Source organism: Streptomyces sp. NPDC058955, assembly GCF_042741435.1.
Classification (GTDB): Bacteria; Actinomycetota; Actinomycetes; order Streptomycetales; family Streptomycetaceae; genus Streptomyces.
Window position 1 is genome coordinate 1 of record NZ_JBHYKM010000009.1, and the last position, 16065, is coordinate 16065.

At 75.0% G+C, this 16065-nt stretch carries 15 protein-coding genes; 6 read left to right on the forward strand and 9 right to left on the reverse strand.

Annotation, left to right across the window (positions count from 1 at the left end; all coding sequences use genetic code 11):
- From ACFW1I_RS06220 to ACFW1I_RS06235, 4 genes are all read right to left on the reverse strand, one after another.
- Nucleotides 1-1485, reverse strand: a 1485-nt coding sequence (locus tag ACFW1I_RS06220; RefSeq protein WP_384666527.1) for an SAV_2336 N-terminal domain-related protein, incomplete at its 3' end; no start/stop codon positions are given.
- Nucleotides 1485-2612, reverse strand: coding sequence for an AAA family ATPase (locus ACFW1I_RS06225; protein WP_384666528.1), 1128 nt, complete (start codon nucleotides 2610-2612; stop codon nucleotides 1485-1487). The genes ACFW1I_RS06220 and ACFW1I_RS06225, both read right to left, overlap by 1 nt.
- Nucleotides 2609-4156 carry a hypothetical protein gene (locus tag ACFW1I_RS06230; protein WP_384666530.1) on the reverse strand — a complete coding sequence of 516 codons (1548 nt, stop codon included), beginning with the start codon at nucleotides 4154-4156 and terminating at the stop codon, nucleotides 2609-2611. The genes ACFW1I_RS06225 and ACFW1I_RS06230 overlap by 4 nt, the downstream gene beginning before the upstream one ends.
- A 166-nt stretch (nucleotides 4157-4322) precedes the next feature.
- The gene (locus tag ACFW1I_RS06235) at nucleotides 4323-4739 is read right to left on the reverse strand and encodes an organic hydroperoxide resistance protein (RefSeq protein WP_031004902.1); all 417 of its coding nucleotides are present in this window, start codon (nucleotides 4737-4739) and stop codon (nucleotides 4323-4325) included.
- A 131-nt stretch (nucleotides 4740-4870) separates the two neighbouring features.
- Here ACFW1I_RS06235 and ACFW1I_RS06240 point away from each other — a divergent pair, with 131 nt between their 5' ends.
- From ACFW1I_RS06240 to ACFW1I_RS06250, 3 genes are read left to right on the forward strand one after another with little or no spacing between them, the layout of a single operon-like run.
- Entirely contained in the window at nucleotides 4871-5356 is a 486-nt protein-coding gene (locus tag ACFW1I_RS06240) for a MarR family winged helix-turn-helix transcriptional regulator (protein WP_384666532.1), read from the forward strand.
- A 59-nt stretch (nucleotides 5357-5415) separates the two neighbouring features.
- Nucleotides 5416-5874 carry a GNAT family N-acetyltransferase gene (locus ACFW1I_RS06245; RefSeq protein ID WP_384666534.1) on the forward strand — a complete coding sequence of 153 codons (459 nt, stop codon included), beginning with the start codon at nucleotides 5416-5418 and terminating at the stop codon, nucleotides 5872-5874.
- Complete coding sequence (locus tag ACFW1I_RS06250) at nucleotides 5871-7130, forward strand: MFS transporter (protein ID WP_384666536.1); 1260 nt, start codon at nucleotides 5871-5873, stop codon at nucleotides 7128-7130. The genes ACFW1I_RS06245 and ACFW1I_RS06250 overlap by 4 nt, the downstream gene beginning before the upstream one ends.
- A 7-nt stretch (nucleotides 7131-7137) precedes the next feature.
- On the opposite strand, the gene ACFW1I_RS06255 is transcribed toward ACFW1I_RS06250, so the two are convergent.
- The 4 genes from ACFW1I_RS06255 to ACFW1I_RS06270 all read right to left on the reverse strand — a co-directional run bounded on the left by ACFW1I_RS06255 (nucleotide 7138) and on the right by ACFW1I_RS06270 (nucleotide 12537).
- The gene (locus tag ACFW1I_RS06255) at nucleotides 7138-8607 is read right to left on the reverse strand and encodes an acyl-CoA synthetase (RefSeq protein ID WP_384666537.1); all 1470 of its coding nucleotides are present in this window, start codon (nucleotides 8605-8607) and stop codon (nucleotides 7138-7140) included.
- A gap of 59 nt (nucleotides 8608-8666) precedes the next feature.
- A complete protein-coding gene (locus ACFW1I_RS06260; RefSeq protein WP_384666696.1) occupies nucleotides 8667-9851 on the reverse strand; it encodes an MFS transporter in 1185 nt (394 codons plus the stop codon).
- Between the two features lie 118 nt (nucleotides 9852-9969).
- Entirely contained in the window at nucleotides 9970-11391 is a 1422-nt protein-coding gene (locus tag ACFW1I_RS06265; RefSeq protein WP_384666539.1) for a GAF domain-containing protein, read from the reverse strand.
- Between the two features lie 39 nt (nucleotides 11392-11430).
- Nucleotides 11431-12537 carry a rod shape-determining protein gene (locus ACFW1I_RS06270; RefSeq protein WP_384666541.1) on the reverse strand — a complete coding sequence of 369 codons (1107 nt, stop codon included), beginning with the start codon at nucleotides 12535-12537 and terminating at the stop codon, nucleotides 11431-11433.
- 318 nt (nucleotides 12538-12855) lie between these two features.
- Between ACFW1I_RS06270 and ACFW1I_RS06275 the strand changes: the two genes are divergently transcribed.
- Nucleotides 12856-13896: a hypothetical protein gene (locus ACFW1I_RS06275; RefSeq protein ID WP_384666543.1), complete on the forward strand. Its 1041-nt coding sequence runs from the start codon at nucleotides 12856-12858 to the stop codon at nucleotides 13894-13896.
- A 43-nt stretch (nucleotides 13897-13939) separates the two neighbouring features.
- On the opposite strand, the gene ACFW1I_RS06280 is transcribed toward ACFW1I_RS06275, so the two are convergent.
- Nucleotides 13940-14374, reverse strand: coding sequence for a MarR family winged helix-turn-helix transcriptional regulator (locus tag ACFW1I_RS06280; protein WP_384666545.1), 435 nt, complete (start codon nucleotides 14372-14374; stop codon nucleotides 13940-13942).
- Nucleotides 14375-14463: 89 nt separating this feature from the next.
- On the opposite strand from ACFW1I_RS06280, the gene ACFW1I_RS06285 reads away from it, so the two are divergent.
- Complete coding sequence (locus tag ACFW1I_RS06285) at nucleotides 14464-15483, forward strand: NADP-dependent oxidoreductase (RefSeq protein WP_384666547.1); 1020 nt, start codon at nucleotides 14464-14466, stop codon at nucleotides 15481-15483.
- A gap of 63 nt (nucleotides 15484-15546) precedes the next feature.
- Entirely contained in the window at nucleotides 15547-15969 is a 423-nt protein-coding gene (locus ACFW1I_RS06290; protein ID WP_384666548.1) for an organic hydroperoxide resistance protein, read from the forward strand.
- Nucleotides 15970-16065: the final 96 nt, after the last annotated feature.

Here is a 16065-nt window from a genome sequence, read left to right on the forward strand (position 1 = left end):
GCCGGCGGTTGGCGGGCCCCCTGGCGGGCCCGCCCCCGGTGGGGCGGGGGCCCGCGGGCGGCGCGCGGGGGGGGGGGGGGCGGGGGGGGGCCCCCCCCCCCCCCCGGCCGGGGGCTGTTCGACCAGTCCGCTGAGGAACAGCTCGGCCACGTGGACCGGTTGCGCCTCCGGGACCAGCCGGTGCCGGACGTCCCGGACCAGCCGGGGGTCGAGGACGGCGGCGGCCAGATGGGTGGCGAGGCGGAAGGCGGTGGGGGTGGCGTGGCTGCGGAAGCGGCGGATGCGTTCCTGCACGGTCGGCGGCGGGGGGTCCTCGGGCGGTCCCGGGTCCTCCGGCGGCTCGGGGGCGGGCGCGCCGAGCAGCAGGGCGGAGGCGTCCGTCCAGCCGCCGGCCCCGCCGGCCACCAGGGCGGCCCAGCGGCCCAGCCAGTCGGCGTCCAGTTCCAGGACGGGGACGGGCGCGGTCCAGGTGGCGGGCGGCGGGTCGAAGGGGTCGTACTCCTCCGGCGGGAAGGAGACGGCCAGTTCGGTGTTGGCGGCGCCGGAGCGGGGGCTGCCGAGCCGCACCCGGCGGGGCGTGAGGGCGGTGCGGTGCCAGTCCCGCTGGGACAGGAGGTGGACCACGGCGGTCGGTCCGGCGGCCGCCCACAGCTCCAGCGCGCCGGGGCCGGCGCCGGTCCGCCAGAGCGGTCCGAGGGCGTCGGTGAGGACGAGGACGATGCGGCGGCCGGTCCGGTCGAGGAGTTCGGCGGGGGAGCCGGCGGGGCCCTGTCCGGCGACCGGTCCGTGGAGCACGGCCTCGTCGCCGCGGGGGGTCGCCCGGACTCCCATCCGGCGGATCCGGACGTCCCGGAAGGCGCCCAGCTGTTCGAGGACGGCGGTGAACTCGGCGATCGTCTGTTCCCAGATCGCCATGGTGGCGTGGTCGTCGACGACGAGGACCACGTCGAAGCGGCGTTCGTCCGCCGCCCGGGTGTAGGGGAGCCAGAGGCCGTCCTCGGCGGCGTGCTCGGCGGTGGCCTCCTCGTCCAGTTCGACGTCGAAGGGGGAGGGGACGACCTGCTTGAGGGGCCGCAGCCGGCGGGCGATCCCGGGGGCGTCGCGCAGGTCCGGCAGCGGTTCGGCCCGCACGGGCGTCCGGTGGAGCTCGCGGGCCAGCGCGAACTCCCGGGCGAGCAGGCCCGGTGGCCCGGCCGGGTGGGACGCGCCGGGGGTGCCGTCGGGGGTGCCGTCGGGGGTCTCCGTCCCGCCGGGCCGGGGACCGCCCGCCGGGGGCGCGCCGGGGAGTCCGGGAGCGCCGGGGGCGTCGAGGGGCGGGGTGGGCAGGTCCTGGCCGGGGACGGGGAGTCCGGGCAGGCTCACCGGCCGGGGGCGCGGTGGGTCGGAGGACGGGAGGCGGGCCGCGAGCGTCTGGTACGCGTGCAGCCACAGCGCCTCCGCGACCTCGAACGGCTCGGGGAGCGAGCGGGCTTCGTCGTCGTCCATCAGGGTGCCCCCGACAGCCGCCGCCAGAGCGCGTCGAGCAGCTCGCCCCAGGTCTCGTCGTCGTCCCGCACGCCGGCCGACCGCAGGTAGACGGCGTTCAGCAGCTGGTCGGCGGCGAGTCCGCCGTTCTCCCGGCTGCGCTCCATGAAGGTCTGGATCATGGCGTCGTGCCGGCCGCCCTGGTCCCGGAAGTGGGCGGCGATCATGGCGGCCAGCTGGTCCTCGCGCGGCGGGGAGACGTCGAGCCGGACGCAGCGGCGCAGGAAGGCGGCGGGGAACTGCCGCTCGCCGTTGCTGGTGATGACGACGAACGGGAAGGCCCGGCAGCGCACCAGCCCGTCGGTGACCGGCGCGGTGCCGTCCGGGTCGTCGGTGAACACCCGGGCCCTGCCCTCCTGGTGGCGGGCGCGGACCAGCTCGGGGATGTCGTAGGAGCCGTTCTCCAGGACGTGCAGGAGGTCGTTGGGCAGGTCGATGTCGCTCTTGTCGAGCTCGTCGATGAGCAGCACGCGGGGCAGTTCGTACGGCAGCAGGGCGGTGCCCAGCGGGCCGAGCCGGACGAAGTCGCCGATGCGGGGCCCGGTGTCGGCGTCGGGGGTGCCCGCCGTCGGGTCGGCCGGCTGGGCGGGCACGGGCGCGGGGGCCGGGGCGGCGGCCCGGGCGCGGGCGCCGAGGGACGCCTGGGCGCGGCCGATGGCGTCGTACTCGTACAGGCCGGAGCGCAGGGTGCTGCGGGAGGTGATGCCCCAGTGCAGGACGCGGCCGAGGCCCAGCTCGCGGGCGACGAGGTAGGCGAGGGTGGACTTGCCGATGCCGGGGCGGCCGGTGACCAGCAGCGGCCGGCGGAGCAGCAGGGCGGTGTTGATCAGGTCGATGTCGTGCGCGTCCTGCCGGGGGGTGGCGCGGCCGACGGCGCCGAGGCGGCGGTCGGTCTCGGCGCTCTCGGCGGGGACGGGGGGCAGCACGGGGCCGCCGTCGAAGTTCCGCCAGCCGGGTGGCGGCGGCAGGACGTCGCCGAGGCGGATGTCGGTCAGCGGCCGGCCGGTGCCCCGGTAGATCCACCAGCTGCGGCTGCTGACGTGCCCTCCGTTCCGGCTGTTGTCGACCGGATGACGGACACCGCTCATGTTTCCCCCTCGTCGTCGTGTCCGCCGCGCGCGGTCCCGGCGGCCGGACCCGGCGATCCGGGCCAGTCGACGAGCCGGTTCGGGTCGTCGAAGAGGACGGCGAGGTGCCGCCCCACATGGACGTCCCGCTGGCCGGCGGCGGCGGTGGCGGCCTCGCTCCGCAACTTCTTGACGCGCTGCGGGAGTTCGATCGCCTTTCCCTTCAGGAGGCGCTTGGCGCGCCTGCGGAACTCGGCGGGTGGCTCGGGCCGCCGGTCCCAGACCGCCAGCGGCACGCCGGCGCGCAGCGCGGCCTCCAGGGAGGAGGGCCGGCCGGCCGGTCCCCGGAGCGGGGGCGCGCCGAGGGCGACGGAGACGAGCCGTTCGTCGGCGATGAGCGCGCTGCTCCACCGGACGGCGTCGTGGCCGCGCCGTCCGGCCGTGTCCCAGTGGCAGACGGTGTCGGGGCTGTCGAGCATCTGCTGCCAGCGGTTGTGCCACTTGCGGTGGTGCTCCTTGGCCCGCATCCGCTCCAGACTGCGCAGGACCACCGGGTAGGTGAGGCAGAGGGCGGTGGTGAGGTCCGATCCGGACGTCAGCCACTCCATCGGATGGTTGAGCAGGTGGAAGGGGAGGACGAACTCCAGGACGGGGCGGCCGGGGCGGCCGGCCCACTCCTTCTCCGCCCGGTCGACCAGCTCGCCCACGGCGGCGGGGACCTCGGCCAGGGTGACGAGCCGGTCCTCGCCGCGCTCGGGCCGCCAGGGGCCGGGCCGGATCTGGCGCCAGTGGGAGAGCAGATACCGGTCCGGGTCCATTCCGCTTCTGCACAACTGGACAACGAGGCAGGCGGGTGCGGGTTGTGCGGCGGCGTCGCGGGCGAGCTCCGCGCGGACGGCGGCCAGTTGCGGGAGGAGGTGGAGCGCGGTGGCCTGGGCGTCGTTCCAGGCGCGCAGGTCGTCGGCGGTGTCCCGGTGGGCGTCGGAGCCGTCGAGCGCGCTGATCACGTGCTCGATCAGGACGGTCGCCGGGAGGAGTCCGTCGGGCCGGGCGTTGACCCGGGTGAGGAGGTCGAACGCCTCGCCGAGTCCGGCCACGGGGGTCGGGGGGAGGGGGAGTTCGCCGGCGGCGGCGTGGAGCAGGCCGTGCGCGTCGAGGTGCGGGAGCGCGGACAGCAGGGCGCGGGCCGCGCGTAACTCGGCCTCGGGCAGGACCGGGAGGACGTCGGGGCCGGAGGGGGCGGCGGGGACGGAGGCGGCGAGCTCCCGGATCCTGAGGACGGGGGTGGCGCCGGGGGCGTAGAGGGTGAGCGCGTCGGCCAGTTCGCGCAGGCCGTGCGGTTCGCGCAGGCAGCTGCGGACGATCTCCAGGATGTCCAGCCGGGTGCGCCCGTGCCGCGGGACGTCGCCCACCTCGGGCAGCCGTTCCGCGAGCATGCTGATCAGGAGGTCCCGGCTGCCGGGGACGTCGAGCCCCGGCACCGCGCACAGCTGATCGACCAGCTCACGCCGGAACTCGGGTGCGTGAGCGCCGTGGCCCTCGTCGAACAAAAGCCCCCCCGTCACGGCTCCTGTGGTCCCAACTCCCGATCGGACATGGGCAGTACGGGCGCCGCCGCCCTGCCGTCCAGGGTATGGCGCGGGCCGGAGCCGTCGCCACCCCGTGGGCCGATCCTTCCCCCGGAAGCGGGCGGGTCGTCCGGGGGAGACCGGTGGACGGGCGGACCGGGGACTACTCGACGACGAGGTCCACGGTGATGTTGCCGCGGGTGGCCTTGGAGTAGGGGCAGAAGGCGTGGGTCTTCTCCAGCAGGGCCAGGCCGGCCTCGCCCTGGAGGTGGTCGGGGAACTCGGCGCGCATGACGACGGCGAGGCCGAAGCCGCCGTCGGCGGCGTCCTTGCCGATGGAGACCTCGGCCGTGACCGACGCCTCGGAGATGTCGATCTTCTCCTGGCGGGCGACGACGCCCATGGCGCTGGCGAAGCAGGCCGCGTAGCCGGCGGCGAAGAGCTGCTCGGGGTTGGTGCCCTCACCGTTGCCGCCGAGGGCCTGGGGGTGGGCGAGGGGGAGGTCGATCCGGCCGTCGGAGCTGACGGCGCGGCCCTCGCGCCCGTTGGCGGTGGCGACGGCGGTGTAGAGGGCGTCCATGGGGGTCTCCAGTCTCGTAAGGCGTTCCTCGGGAGGCGAGGGGCGGTGGTGTGCCGCCTCTCTATTGATAGCGCACGATTAAGTTGTGCACAACTCAATTGCGTAGGAAGGTTCTCGCGTACCCTGGAGGCATGGAGACGCCCGACACCCTCCCCGACGAAGAGTTCCTCCGGCTCGACCGGCAGATCTGCTTCTCGCTGCACGCCGCCGCCCGCGCCTTCAACGGCGTCTACCGCGAGGCGCTCAAGGAGCTCGGGCTCACCTACCCCCAGTACCTCGTCATGCTCGTCCTCTGGGAGCACGGCGAACTGCCCGTGAAGGGCATCGGGGAGCGGCTGCGGCTCGACTCCGGCACCCTGTCGCCGCTGCTCAAGCGGCTGGAGGCGGCCGGATACGTGGAGCGCCGGCGCAGCGCGGAGGACGAGCGGTCCGTCACCGCCCGGGTCACCCCGGCCGGCGCCGCCCTGCGCGAGCCCGCCCTCGGCGTGCCCCGCCGGATCGCCGCCGCCACCGGCCTCGACCTCGCCGACATCGCCGACCTGCGCGAACGGCTCGGCACCCTCGCCGCCCGGCTCGACGGCGCCGACCCCGCCGCACTGCGCCCCGCCTGCGGCTGAGCCGTCACCGCGGCCAAAATGTAAGGGCCGAGTATGAAAAGCATTCCTATACTCGCCCCATGTCCGAGATCACCGTCCGCCGCGCCACGGCCGCCGACTCCGCCCGTCTGACCCGGCTCGTCCGCCGCTCCGCCGCCTACCGCGGGCCGTACGCCGTCATGGTCGACGGCTACCAGGTCGGCGGCGCCTACATCGAGCACCACCCGGTCTACGCCGCCGTCGACGCCGACGACCGCGTCCTCGGCTTCTACGCCCTCCTCCTCGACGAGGCCGAACTCGACCTCGCCTTCGTCGCCGACTCCGCCCAGGGGCTCGGCATCGGACGCCTGCTGATGGCCCACATGACCGCCGAGGCCCGCGCCGCCGGGCTCGACGCCGTCCGGGTCGTCGCCCACCCGCCGGCCGAGGAGTTCTACCTCCGCACCGGCGCCCGCCGCACCGGCACCGTCGCCGCCGCCGGACGCATCCACTGGGAGCGCCCCGAGCTCAGCTACGACCTCACCGCGGTCGCCGCGTGACCGCCGTCGAGCCGCCGCGGGAGGAGGAGAAGCGGCGGATCTTCGCCGACCTCACCCCGCTGCGCACCTCAGCCGACTACCGCCGCCTCTGGTTCGGCAGCAGCGTCTCCTGGGTCGGCCAGGGCATGACCACCCTCGCGATCTCGCTCCAGGTGTACGAGATCACCGGCTCGGCGTTCTCCGTCGGACTCGTCGGCCTCTTCTCCCTCGTGCCGCTCGTCGTCTTCGGCCTGTACGGCGGGGCGATCGCCGACACCGTCGACCGGCGCACCCTCGGACTCGTCGGCGCGACCGGCGCCGCGGCGCTCTCCGCCGCGCTGGCCGTCGCCGCCTTCGCCGGCTTCCACCGCGTCTGGTTCCTCTACGGGATCGTCGCCCTCCAGGCGGTCTGCGGCGCCCTCAACTCGCCCGCCCGCAGCGCGATGATCCCCCGCCTGCTCCCGCCCGAGCAGCTGCGCGCCGCCAACGCGCTGAACTCCATGGTCATGACCTTCGGCACGCTCGTCGGCCCCAGCCTCGGCGGCGTGATCGTGGGCTTCGCCGGCTACCAGACCGCCTACACCATCGACGCCCTCGCCTTCTTCGCGAGCCTGTACGCGATGTGGCGGCTGCCCTCGATGCCGCCGGAGCGCACCGGGGCCAAGAGGGCCTCGGTCCTCGACGGGCTGCGCTTCCTCGGCACCCGCCCCAACCTGCGCGCCACCTTCGTCTCCGACCTCTTCGCGATGATCCTCGCCCAGCCGAAGGCGCTCTTCCCGGCCGTCGCCGTCCTCTGGTTCGGCGGCGACGCCAAGACCACCGGACTCCTCGTCGCCGCGCCCGCGTTCGGCGCGCTGATGGGCGGGGTGATCTCCGGCTGGCAGAGCCGGATCCGCCGCCACGGGCAGGCCATCCTCGTGTCCGTCGCCGCCTGGGGCCTCGCCATCGCCGCCTTCGGCCTCAGCCGGAACCTCTGGGTCGGACTGCTGTGCCTCGCCGCCGCCGGCTACGCCGACACCGCGTCGATGATCTTCCGGAACACGATGATGCAGGTCGCCGCGCCGGACGAGATGCGCGGCCGGCTCCAGGGCGTCTTCATCGTGGTCGTCGCGGGCGGACCCCGGCTCGGCGACTTCGTGTCCGGCTCGGTCGCCGACCTCACCTCGCCGTCCGTCGCCATCACCGGCGGCGGCCTGCTCTGCGTCCTCGCCGTCGGCGTGTTCGCCGTGTTCGCCCGCGGCTTCCGCCGCTACGACGCCCTCGACCCGACCCCGTGAGGCGCCGCTACCCCTGCGGCAGCCGCGTCTTCAGCACCTTGCCGAGGTCGTTGCGGGGGAGGGCGTCGAGCAGCCGGACCGTCCTGGGCCGCTTGTGCGGCGCGAGCAGCCGGGCCACGTGGTCCGCCAGCTCCGCGTCCGCCGGCGGCCGGGCCGGGTCGGCCGGCACCACCCAGGCCACGATCCGCTCGCCCAGATCCGGGTCGGGCTCCCCGGTGACGGCGGCCTCCCGCACCCCCGGGTGGTCGAGCAGCGCGTTCTCGATCTCGCCCGCGCCGATCTTGTAGCCGCCGCTCTTGATCAGGTCGGTGGCCTTGCGGCCCACCAGCCGGATCGTCCCGTCGGCCTCCCGGACGGCCATGTCGCCGGTACGGAACCAGTCGCCGTCGAACGCCGCCGCGGTCGCGTCCGGCCGGTTCAGATAGCCGGAGAAGAGGTTCGGGCCGCGCACCTGCACCTCGCCGACGGTCTCCCCGTCGGACCCGGCGAGCACCGTGCCGTCCTCCTCCACCAGCCGCACCGCCACGCCCGGCAGCGGCAGCCCCACCGTCCCGGGGCGCGGCGGGCCGCCGGGCAGCACGCTGGTGTTCATCAGCGTCTCGCTCATCCCGTACCGCTCCACCACCGTCCGGCCCGTCGCCGCCGCGATCCGCTCGTGGTCGTGCACCGGCAGCGCCGCCGACCCCGACACCAGCAGCCGCGCCCCCGACAGGGCCTCGGCCAGCGCCGGGTCCTCGGGGAGGGCGTCGGCGAGCCGGTGGTACATGGTGGGGACGCCGAACAGCATCGTGCCGCCGCCGGCCAGTTCGCGGGCGACGCCCTCGGCCGAGAAGGCGCCCAGGTGCCGGACCTCGCCGCCGCGCCGCAGCGGCCCCAGGATCCCCAGGACCAGGCCGTGGACGTGGAACAGCGGCAGCCCGTGCACCAGGACGTCGTCCGCCGTCCAGGACCACGCCTCGGCGAGCGCGTCGAGCGAGGCGGCGACCGCCCGGCGGGAGAGCAGCACGCCCTTCGGCGGTCCCGTGGTGCCGGAGGTGTAGACGACCAGGGCGGTCGACTCCGGGTCGGTGTCCCGCGGCGGCGGGGGCCCGGCCGGCCCGTCGAGCGGCACGTCGACGCGGGGGAGTCCGCCGAGCGCCGCCGGCAGCGCGTCGTCCGGGCCCGCCAGCACCGCGTCCGGCGCGCTGTCGCCCAGGATGTGCGCCAGCTCCCGCTCGCCGGAGCGCGGGTTGAGCGGGACGGCGGGGACGCCCGCGAGCAGCGCCGCCACCGTGGCCACCGCCGTCCGGGCGGTCGGCACGGCCCACACGGCGACCCGCCGGGACCCGGCGAGCCGGGCGGCGAGCGCACCGGCGGCCCGGGCCAGCTCCTCGTACGAGAGCGCGTCCGGGCCGCAGCGCAGGGCGGGCCGGGCGGTCGGGGCCGCGAGGGCCGGGAACAACGGCGGGAAGGGCGGGCGGGAGAGCGGCGCGTTCACCGGTCGTACTCCTCGGGTCGGGGGCGAGGGGTGCTGCCGGGGAGCATTCTGCCGGGGCGTCAGCGGCCGTCGGCGGTGACCTTCGTCGCTCCGGCGGCCGCCGCCTCGCCGCCCGGCCGCAGCCCGCGCATCCGCCCGTACGCGTACACACAGCCGGCCAGCGCCAGGTCGGACAGGAGCATGAAGCCGATCGAGTACGAGTCCTTGGCGCTGTAGATCGCGCCCATCACCAGCGGCGGGACGAAGCCGCCGAGGCCGCCCATCGCGCCGACGATGCCGGTCACGGAGCCCACCTTGGCCTGCGGGGTCACCTGCGAGACCAGCGCGAAGACCGAGCCGCTCGCGGTGCCCAGACCGGCCGCCATCACCAGCAGCGCGATCGTGCCGCCCGGGCTCAGCTTCGGGTCGAAGGCCTGGACGACGGCGAAGAGGGCGACGACGCCGAGCGCCCACGCGGTGACGACCGCCGGGTGGATCCGGTCCGACAGCCAGCCGCCGAGCGGCCGGAAGACGACGGTGACCGCCGCGAACCCGGCCGCCTTGGTGCCCGCGTCCGTCGGATCCAGCTCGTACCAGGTCTTCAGGTACGTCGGCAGGTACACGCCGAAGGCCACGATGCCGCCGAAGCCGATCGCGTACAGCGCCGACAGCTCCCACGTCACCCGCAGCCGGCCCGCCGAGCGCAGCCGGGTCCCCAGCGAGTCCGTCGGCACCGGCCGGTCCGGCCGGTCGGTGATGAGGGCGGCGGCGAGGACCGCGTACACGGCCAGCGCGACCGCCACGACGACGAACGGCAGGTTCTCGCCGTGCTCGGCGATCCGCGGGGTGAAGTAGCCGGAGAGCGCCACACCGCCCATGCCCATGCCGAAGACGCCGAGCGCCAGGCCCCGCTTCTCCGGCGGGAACCAGGAGTTGACCAGCGGGATGCCGATCGCGAAGGTCGTGCCGCCGAGGCCGAGGAGGAAGCCGACCACGATCATCAGGCCGTACGAGTCCTTCACCACGATCAGCAGCAGCACCGGGACGATCGTCAGCGCCGAGACCAGCGGGAACATCAGCTTCGCGCCGTACCTGTCGGTCAGCGCGCCGGCCGGGACGCGGCCCAGCGAGCCGACCAGCACCGGCACGGCGACGAGGAAGGACTGCTGGAACGAGCTGAGGCCCAGGTGCTCGCCGTACCAGCTGCCGAGGGGCGCGATCAGGTTCCACGCCCAGAAGGTGAGCGTGAAGCCGAGGGTGGCCATCACCAGGTTGCGGTAGGCCGCCGCGGTCGGGGGCTTGGCGTCGGAGTTCACCCCCTCAGTCAAGATCCGGCGCCACGACCCGGCGCGCGGGGCTGCTCCGTCCGTGGGGCGGCGCCGTTCACGGCCAGGTCACCGTCGTCGGCGGGGTGCCGTCGTCCTCGACGCGCAGCCAGGCGTCCCCGTCACGGACGCCGACGTCCACCTGGATCCGCCCGATCCCCGGCCGCCGGTGCGCCGCCGCGAGCGCCCCGCGCAGCGCGGCCAGCAGCTTCCGCGCCTGCGGCTCGTCCACCAGCGTGTCCACCGCACCGGAGAACCGCACCGACGGCTGGAAGCCCAGCAGCACCCCCGCCCCGCCGGTCTCCCGCAGCACCCGCCCCCGGAAGGTCGTCGGGGCCTCCGCCGGCGGCTGCTGGAGGGCGAAGATCGTCGTCCGCACCTCCTGGATCGTCGAGTCCAGCTCGTCCACCGCCTTCCCGAGCAGCGCGTCCTCCTCGGACGCCTCCCCGGCGCGGCGGCGGGTCGACTCCAGCATCATCTCCGTGGCGAACAGCCGCTGGACGACGAGATCGTGCAGGTCGCGGGCGATCCGGTCGCGGTCCTCGAAGACCGCGAGCCGCTCCCGGTCGTGCCGCGCGTCCGCGAGCACCAGCGCCAGCGCCGCCTGCGAGGCGAACTGCGAGGCGAGCAGCCGGTCCACCGCCGAGTACGGCTCGTCGCCCCGGCGGCGGGGGAGGGCCAGCGTGCCGATCAGCCTCCCGCCGCTGCGCAGCGGCAGCATCATCGACGGCCCGAACCGGGACCGCACCGGCGTGGTCATCCGCGGGTCGGTCGACGAGTCCTCGACGAAGACCGGCTCCCCGCCCAGCAGCTGGACGAGCACGGCGGAGCCGGGCCGGATGGTGGTGCCGACCAGCTCGCCGGGGTCCTCCGAGGTGGAGGCCGTGACGATCTCCATGCCGCCCTCGGGGGTGGGCTGGAGGATCACTCCGGCGGCCGCCCCGGCGAGGATCCGGGCCTGCTCGGCGACGGTCATCAGGGCGTCCTCGGCGGACTCGCCGGTGAGCAGCGCCGTGGTGACGGCCGCCGCGCCCTCGATCCACCGCTCGCGCTGCCGGGCCGTCTCGTAGAGCCGGGCGTTGCCGATCGCGATGCCGGCCTGGGCGGCGAGGACCCGCAGCAGCGCCAGGTCCTCCTCGGTGAAGCCGCCCGGCTTCCCGGAGAGGTGGAGATGGCCGAAGACCTGCTGGTGCACCCGGATCGGCACGCCGAGGTCCCCGGAGGGGCCGTCGGGGAGCCGGCCGGCGCGGGCCCGCTCCTCGTCGGTCATCCCGGTGGTGAAGAGCCCGGTGAGCCGGGGGCGCTCGGGGTCCACGACCCGCAGCGCCCCCCGGCCCGCCCCGACCAGCTCCGTCGCCGCGTCCACCAGGTGCTGGAGCGTGGCGCGGAGTTCGAGGTCCGTGCCGACGCCGAGGACGGCTTCGAGCAGCATGGGCAGGCGGGCCTGCTCCTGCTCCCCGTCCTCGTCCATGATCACCATGGTCTCATCGGCATACGAATCGGGCGATGTCAGGATTGGTCACTCCGTCAGATCGTCCGCGAACGCGCGGTCCCGGTCCCGGTCGTCGGCGTCGTCCGCCAGGCCGCGGTGGTCGCCCAGCGGGTCGAGGACCATCGGCTGGACCTTGCCCTCCAGCATCGCGCCGAGGCCCAGCACGGCGCAGACGTCCGGCCGTTCGGCGATGTGCACCGGCATGCCGGTGGCGTCCCGCAGCATCTGGTCCAGGCCCGGCAGCAGCGCGCTGCCGCCGACCATCATGATCCCCCGGTCGGCGAGGTCGGCCACCAGGTCCGGCGGGCAGTCCCGCAGCACCTTCCCGATGCCGTCGAGCACCGCCGTCAGCGGGGTGTGGATCGCCTCCCGCACGGCCGCCGTCTCGACGGTGACCGAACGGGCCAGGCCGGTGGCCACGTCCCGGCCGTGGATCTCGGTGGACACCGGGCCGTGCGGGGTCAGGCCGTTGCCGCTCAGCGCGAGCTGGAGCGGGCGCACCGACTGGCTCGGCAGCATCAGCTCGTGGTGGTGGCGCAGGTGCTGGATGATCGCGTGGTCGATGGCGTCGCCGCCGACCGGGATCCGCTCGGCCGTGACGATCGCGCCGAGCGAGAGCACCGCGACCTGCGTCGTCGCCGCCCCGCACACCATGATCATGGTCGCGGTGGGCTGCTCCACCGGCAGACCGCAGCCGACGGCCGCCGCGATCAGCGTGTCGACCAGCTCGACCCGGCGCGCCCCGAGCCCCACCAGGGTCTCCACGGCCGCGCGCTGGGCGAGCGGGTCGCTGTCGTGCGGGGTGCAGGCGGCGGCCCGCAGCCGGGGCTTGCGGCGCAGCTGCCGGCGCAGCTTCTCGCCGAGGAGGTGGCGGAGCATCCGCTGGGCCATCTCGATGTCGACGACCGTGCCGCCGGAGACCGGGCGCACGACCCGGATGTAGTCGGGGGTGCGGCCGGTCATCTTCTCGGCGAGCGCGCCGACCGCGATCAGCGCTCCGGTACGGGTGTTGACGGCGGCGACGCTCGGCTCGTCGACGACGAGCCCGGCCCCCTTGACGAAGACCCGGGTGCGGGCGGCACCCAGGTCGACGGCGACATGGCAACGGCGCAGCTGATCGAGGCTGACGGTCACGGCGGATCCTCCGGGGTGCGGTGCTGACACGGGCGAGGTGTCGCGGTCGGGTGTCCTGTTCGCATCGTGCGACCGCCGCGCCCGCCGCGCGCGCTGGGCTGCGCCGCCCGGGGCCGGGGCGGCGCGGGCCGGTGCGGTGGCGGGGAGGCCGCGGAGGGGCGGCCGGGCCGGCGGAAGGCATCGGTCCGGGGGCGCGCGGGGGAGGGGTGGCGAACCGGGAGAATCGCGGCGCCACGGCGCCCACCTGCGGTTTCCTCACAAGATCCTCACACCCTCGACTCCCCGGGGTCGGGCCGCTCGTCCTAGCGTGCGAGCCCCATGGACTACTGCCACGCGTGCCGGCGGTATCTCAACGGGGCCCTCGCCTGTGCCGGGTGCGGGACCTCCGTCGAGCGGCTGCGGTACGACACCCCCCACGCCCTGCCTCACTCCGCGCCTCACGAGGGCGTCGAGGCGCCGGAGCCGTATCCGACCGGACGGCCGTACGCGCCGGAGCCGTACCCGGCGGAGTCGTATTCACAGCAGCCCTATGCCGCTGTGGTGTCCGAGTCCGAGCCGTACGCGCACGCGCCGGAGCCCGAGCCGGAAGCCGAGGCGGGCGTCGGCGCGCCGCTCGCGCCCGAGCACGTCTACGAGCTGGACGTGGTGGTGCCGCCGAGGAGCGCCGGACGGGCGGCGGGCCGGTCCGCGCCGCGCCGCCGGAAGCGGGGGAAGGCCGGCCGGGGCCGGGCGGTCGCGGTGAGCACCCTGGGGCTGGTCCTCGCGGCGGGTTCGCTGGGCCTGGCGAAGGCGGCCTTCGAGGAGCCGGAGGAGAAGGGGCCCGCGCTGGCCGTGGAGGAGCTGGAGGCCACCGAGGCCCCGCCGGCGCCCGCCCTGCCGACCCGAGATCCGAGCGAGCCGGCGGCGGGGGACGGCGAGGACGGACCCCGGGCGACCGGGGGCCCGTCGGCACCGACCGAGCGCCCGCGCCGGATCAGCACGGGCTCCGGCGTGGCCGCCACGCACGCCTCGGGCTCCGGCGCCGGATCCGGTACGGGCACGGGCACGGGCTCGGGTACGTCCGGTACGGGTGCGGGGGCGGGCTCCGGTACGGGGACCGGTGCGGGCGGCGCGACCGCCGGCCCGGTCGCCACCTCCGCCGCGCCCTCCTCCCCGGCACCGTCCGTGCCGGAGGTCACCTCGGGGCCGCAGGGCGACGGGTCCGGTGCGACGCCGAGCGCCTCGGGCTCGCCCACCGCCCCGGCCTCGGGCGGCGCGACCCCGTCCCCCTCCGCGAGCGCGACGACACCGCCGCCCGCGACGACGCCGGCCCCGGAGCCCTCGGAGAGCTGCACCCCCTTCCTGTGGTGGTGCGTCTAGGTCGTCCCCGTGGTGGTGCGCCCAGGGCGTCGGGGGAGGGCCGTCAGGCCGTCTCCTCGCCGAGCATCCGGCGCAGCAGGTCCCGGAGCAGGGTGCGCTCGACGGCGGTCAGCTCGCCGAGCGGTTCGCGCGCGAAGTGCAGGGAGTCGCGCAGCCGGCGGGCGGTGTCCCGGCCCTCGTCGGTGGGGGCGGCCAGCTTGACCCGGCGGTCGGCCGGGTCGGGGCGCCGCTCGACCAGGCCCCGGGACTCCAGGCGGTCGATGATCCCCGTGACGTTGGACGGCTCGCACTTGAGCTTCTCGGCGATCTTCCGCATCGGCGTGGGCTCCAGGGTGAGCAGCCCGAGGACGCGGGCCTGCGCGCCGGTGAGGGAGTGGGTGGCGGCGGCCTCCTCGTACTCCTGGTGGTAGCGCGCCACGACCGTGCCGATCAGCTCGACGACTTCGAGGGTCACGGGGTCGGTGTGTGAGGTGGGCATGGGCACCATCGTACTCCGATGCTTGACAACATGAAATATCAAGGCGCATGGTTGTTTCATCAAGTGAAGCTTTTTCTGGAGGTCCCCCCATGACCGCTCTGCCCGCCACCAGCCGTGAATGGCACCTCGTCGCCCGCCCGCACGGCTGGCCCGTCGCCACCGACTTCGCCCTGCGCGAGGTTCCGGTCGAGGCGCCCGCCGAGGGCCGGATCCTGGTGCGGAACCTCCACTTCTCGGTCGACCCGTACATGCGCGGCCGGATGAACGACGTGAAGTCCTACATCCCGCCGTTCAAGCTGGACCACCCGATGGACGGCGGCGCGGTCGGCGTCGTCGTGGCGTCGAGCGCGGAGGGCTTCGCCGAGGGCGACCACGTCCTGCACGGCCTCGGCTGGCGCGAGTACGCCAGCGTCCCGGCGGAGCACGCCACCAAGGTGGACCCCGAGCTCGCCCCGCTCTCCACCTACCTCGGCGTGCTCGGCATGACCGGCCTGACCGCCTACGCCGGCCTCTTCGAGACCGCCTCCTTCAAGGCGGGGGACGCCGTCTTCGTCTCCGGCGCGGCCGGCGCCGTCGGCAGCCAGGTCGGCCAGCTCGCCAAGCTCAACGGCGCCTCCCGGGTCATCGGCTCGGCCGGCTCCGACGAGAAGGTGAAGTGGCTGGTCGAGGAGCTCGGCTTCGACGCCGCCTTCAACTACCGCAACGGCCCGGTGCGGGACCAGCTCCGCGAGGCCGCCCCGGACGGCATCGACGTCTACTTCGACAACGTGGGCGGCGAACACCTGGAGGCCGCGATCTCCTCGCTCAACGTGCACGGCCGCGCCGCCATCTGCGGCATGATCGCGCAGTACAACGACACGGAGCCGGTCCCCGGCCCGCGCAACATGGCGATGATCATCGGCAAGCGGCTCCGCCTCCAGGGCGTCCTGGTCGGCGACCACTACGGCCTGCAGCAGCAGTTCGTCGAGGAGGTCGGCGGCCGGCTGCGCTCCGGCGAGCTGAAGTACCGCGAGACCTTCGCCACCGGGATCGAGAACGGCGTGGACGCCTTCCTCGGCCTGCTCCGCGGCGACAACACCGGAAAGATGATCGTCTCGCTGGACCGGTAGTCTGCCCTCAGCCGCCGCGATCGTGGGCGCGAGTCGCGGCGGGGAGAAGAAAGCGGAACCAGCATGTCCATCCAGCACTCCGACGTTCTCTACACCGCCGTCGCCACCGCGGAGAACGGCCGTGACGGCCGTGTCGCCACCGACGACGGCAAGCTCGACGTCACCGTCAACCCGCCCAAGGCCATGGGCGGCTCCGGCGAGGGCACCAACCCCGAGCAGCTCTTCGCGGCCGGCTACAGCGCCTGCTTCCAGGGCGCCCTCGGCGTCGTCGCGCGGAACGAGAACGCGGACATCTCCGGCTCGACGGTCACCGCCGAGGTCGGCATCGGCAAGAACGACGACGGCTTCGGCATCATCGTCAAGATCTCGGCCTCCATCCCGAACGTGGACGCCGAGACCGCCAAGAGCCTGATCGAGAAGGCCCACCAGGTCTGCCCGTACTCCAAGGCGACCCGCGGCAACATCACGGTCGAGCTCGCCGTCTGATCCTCTTCCTGATCCTGACGAGGGTCGGGAACAGGAACAGGATCCGGACGCACGCACGCCGTGTGCGGGCCGCACCCCGACCGACCGGGGTGCGGC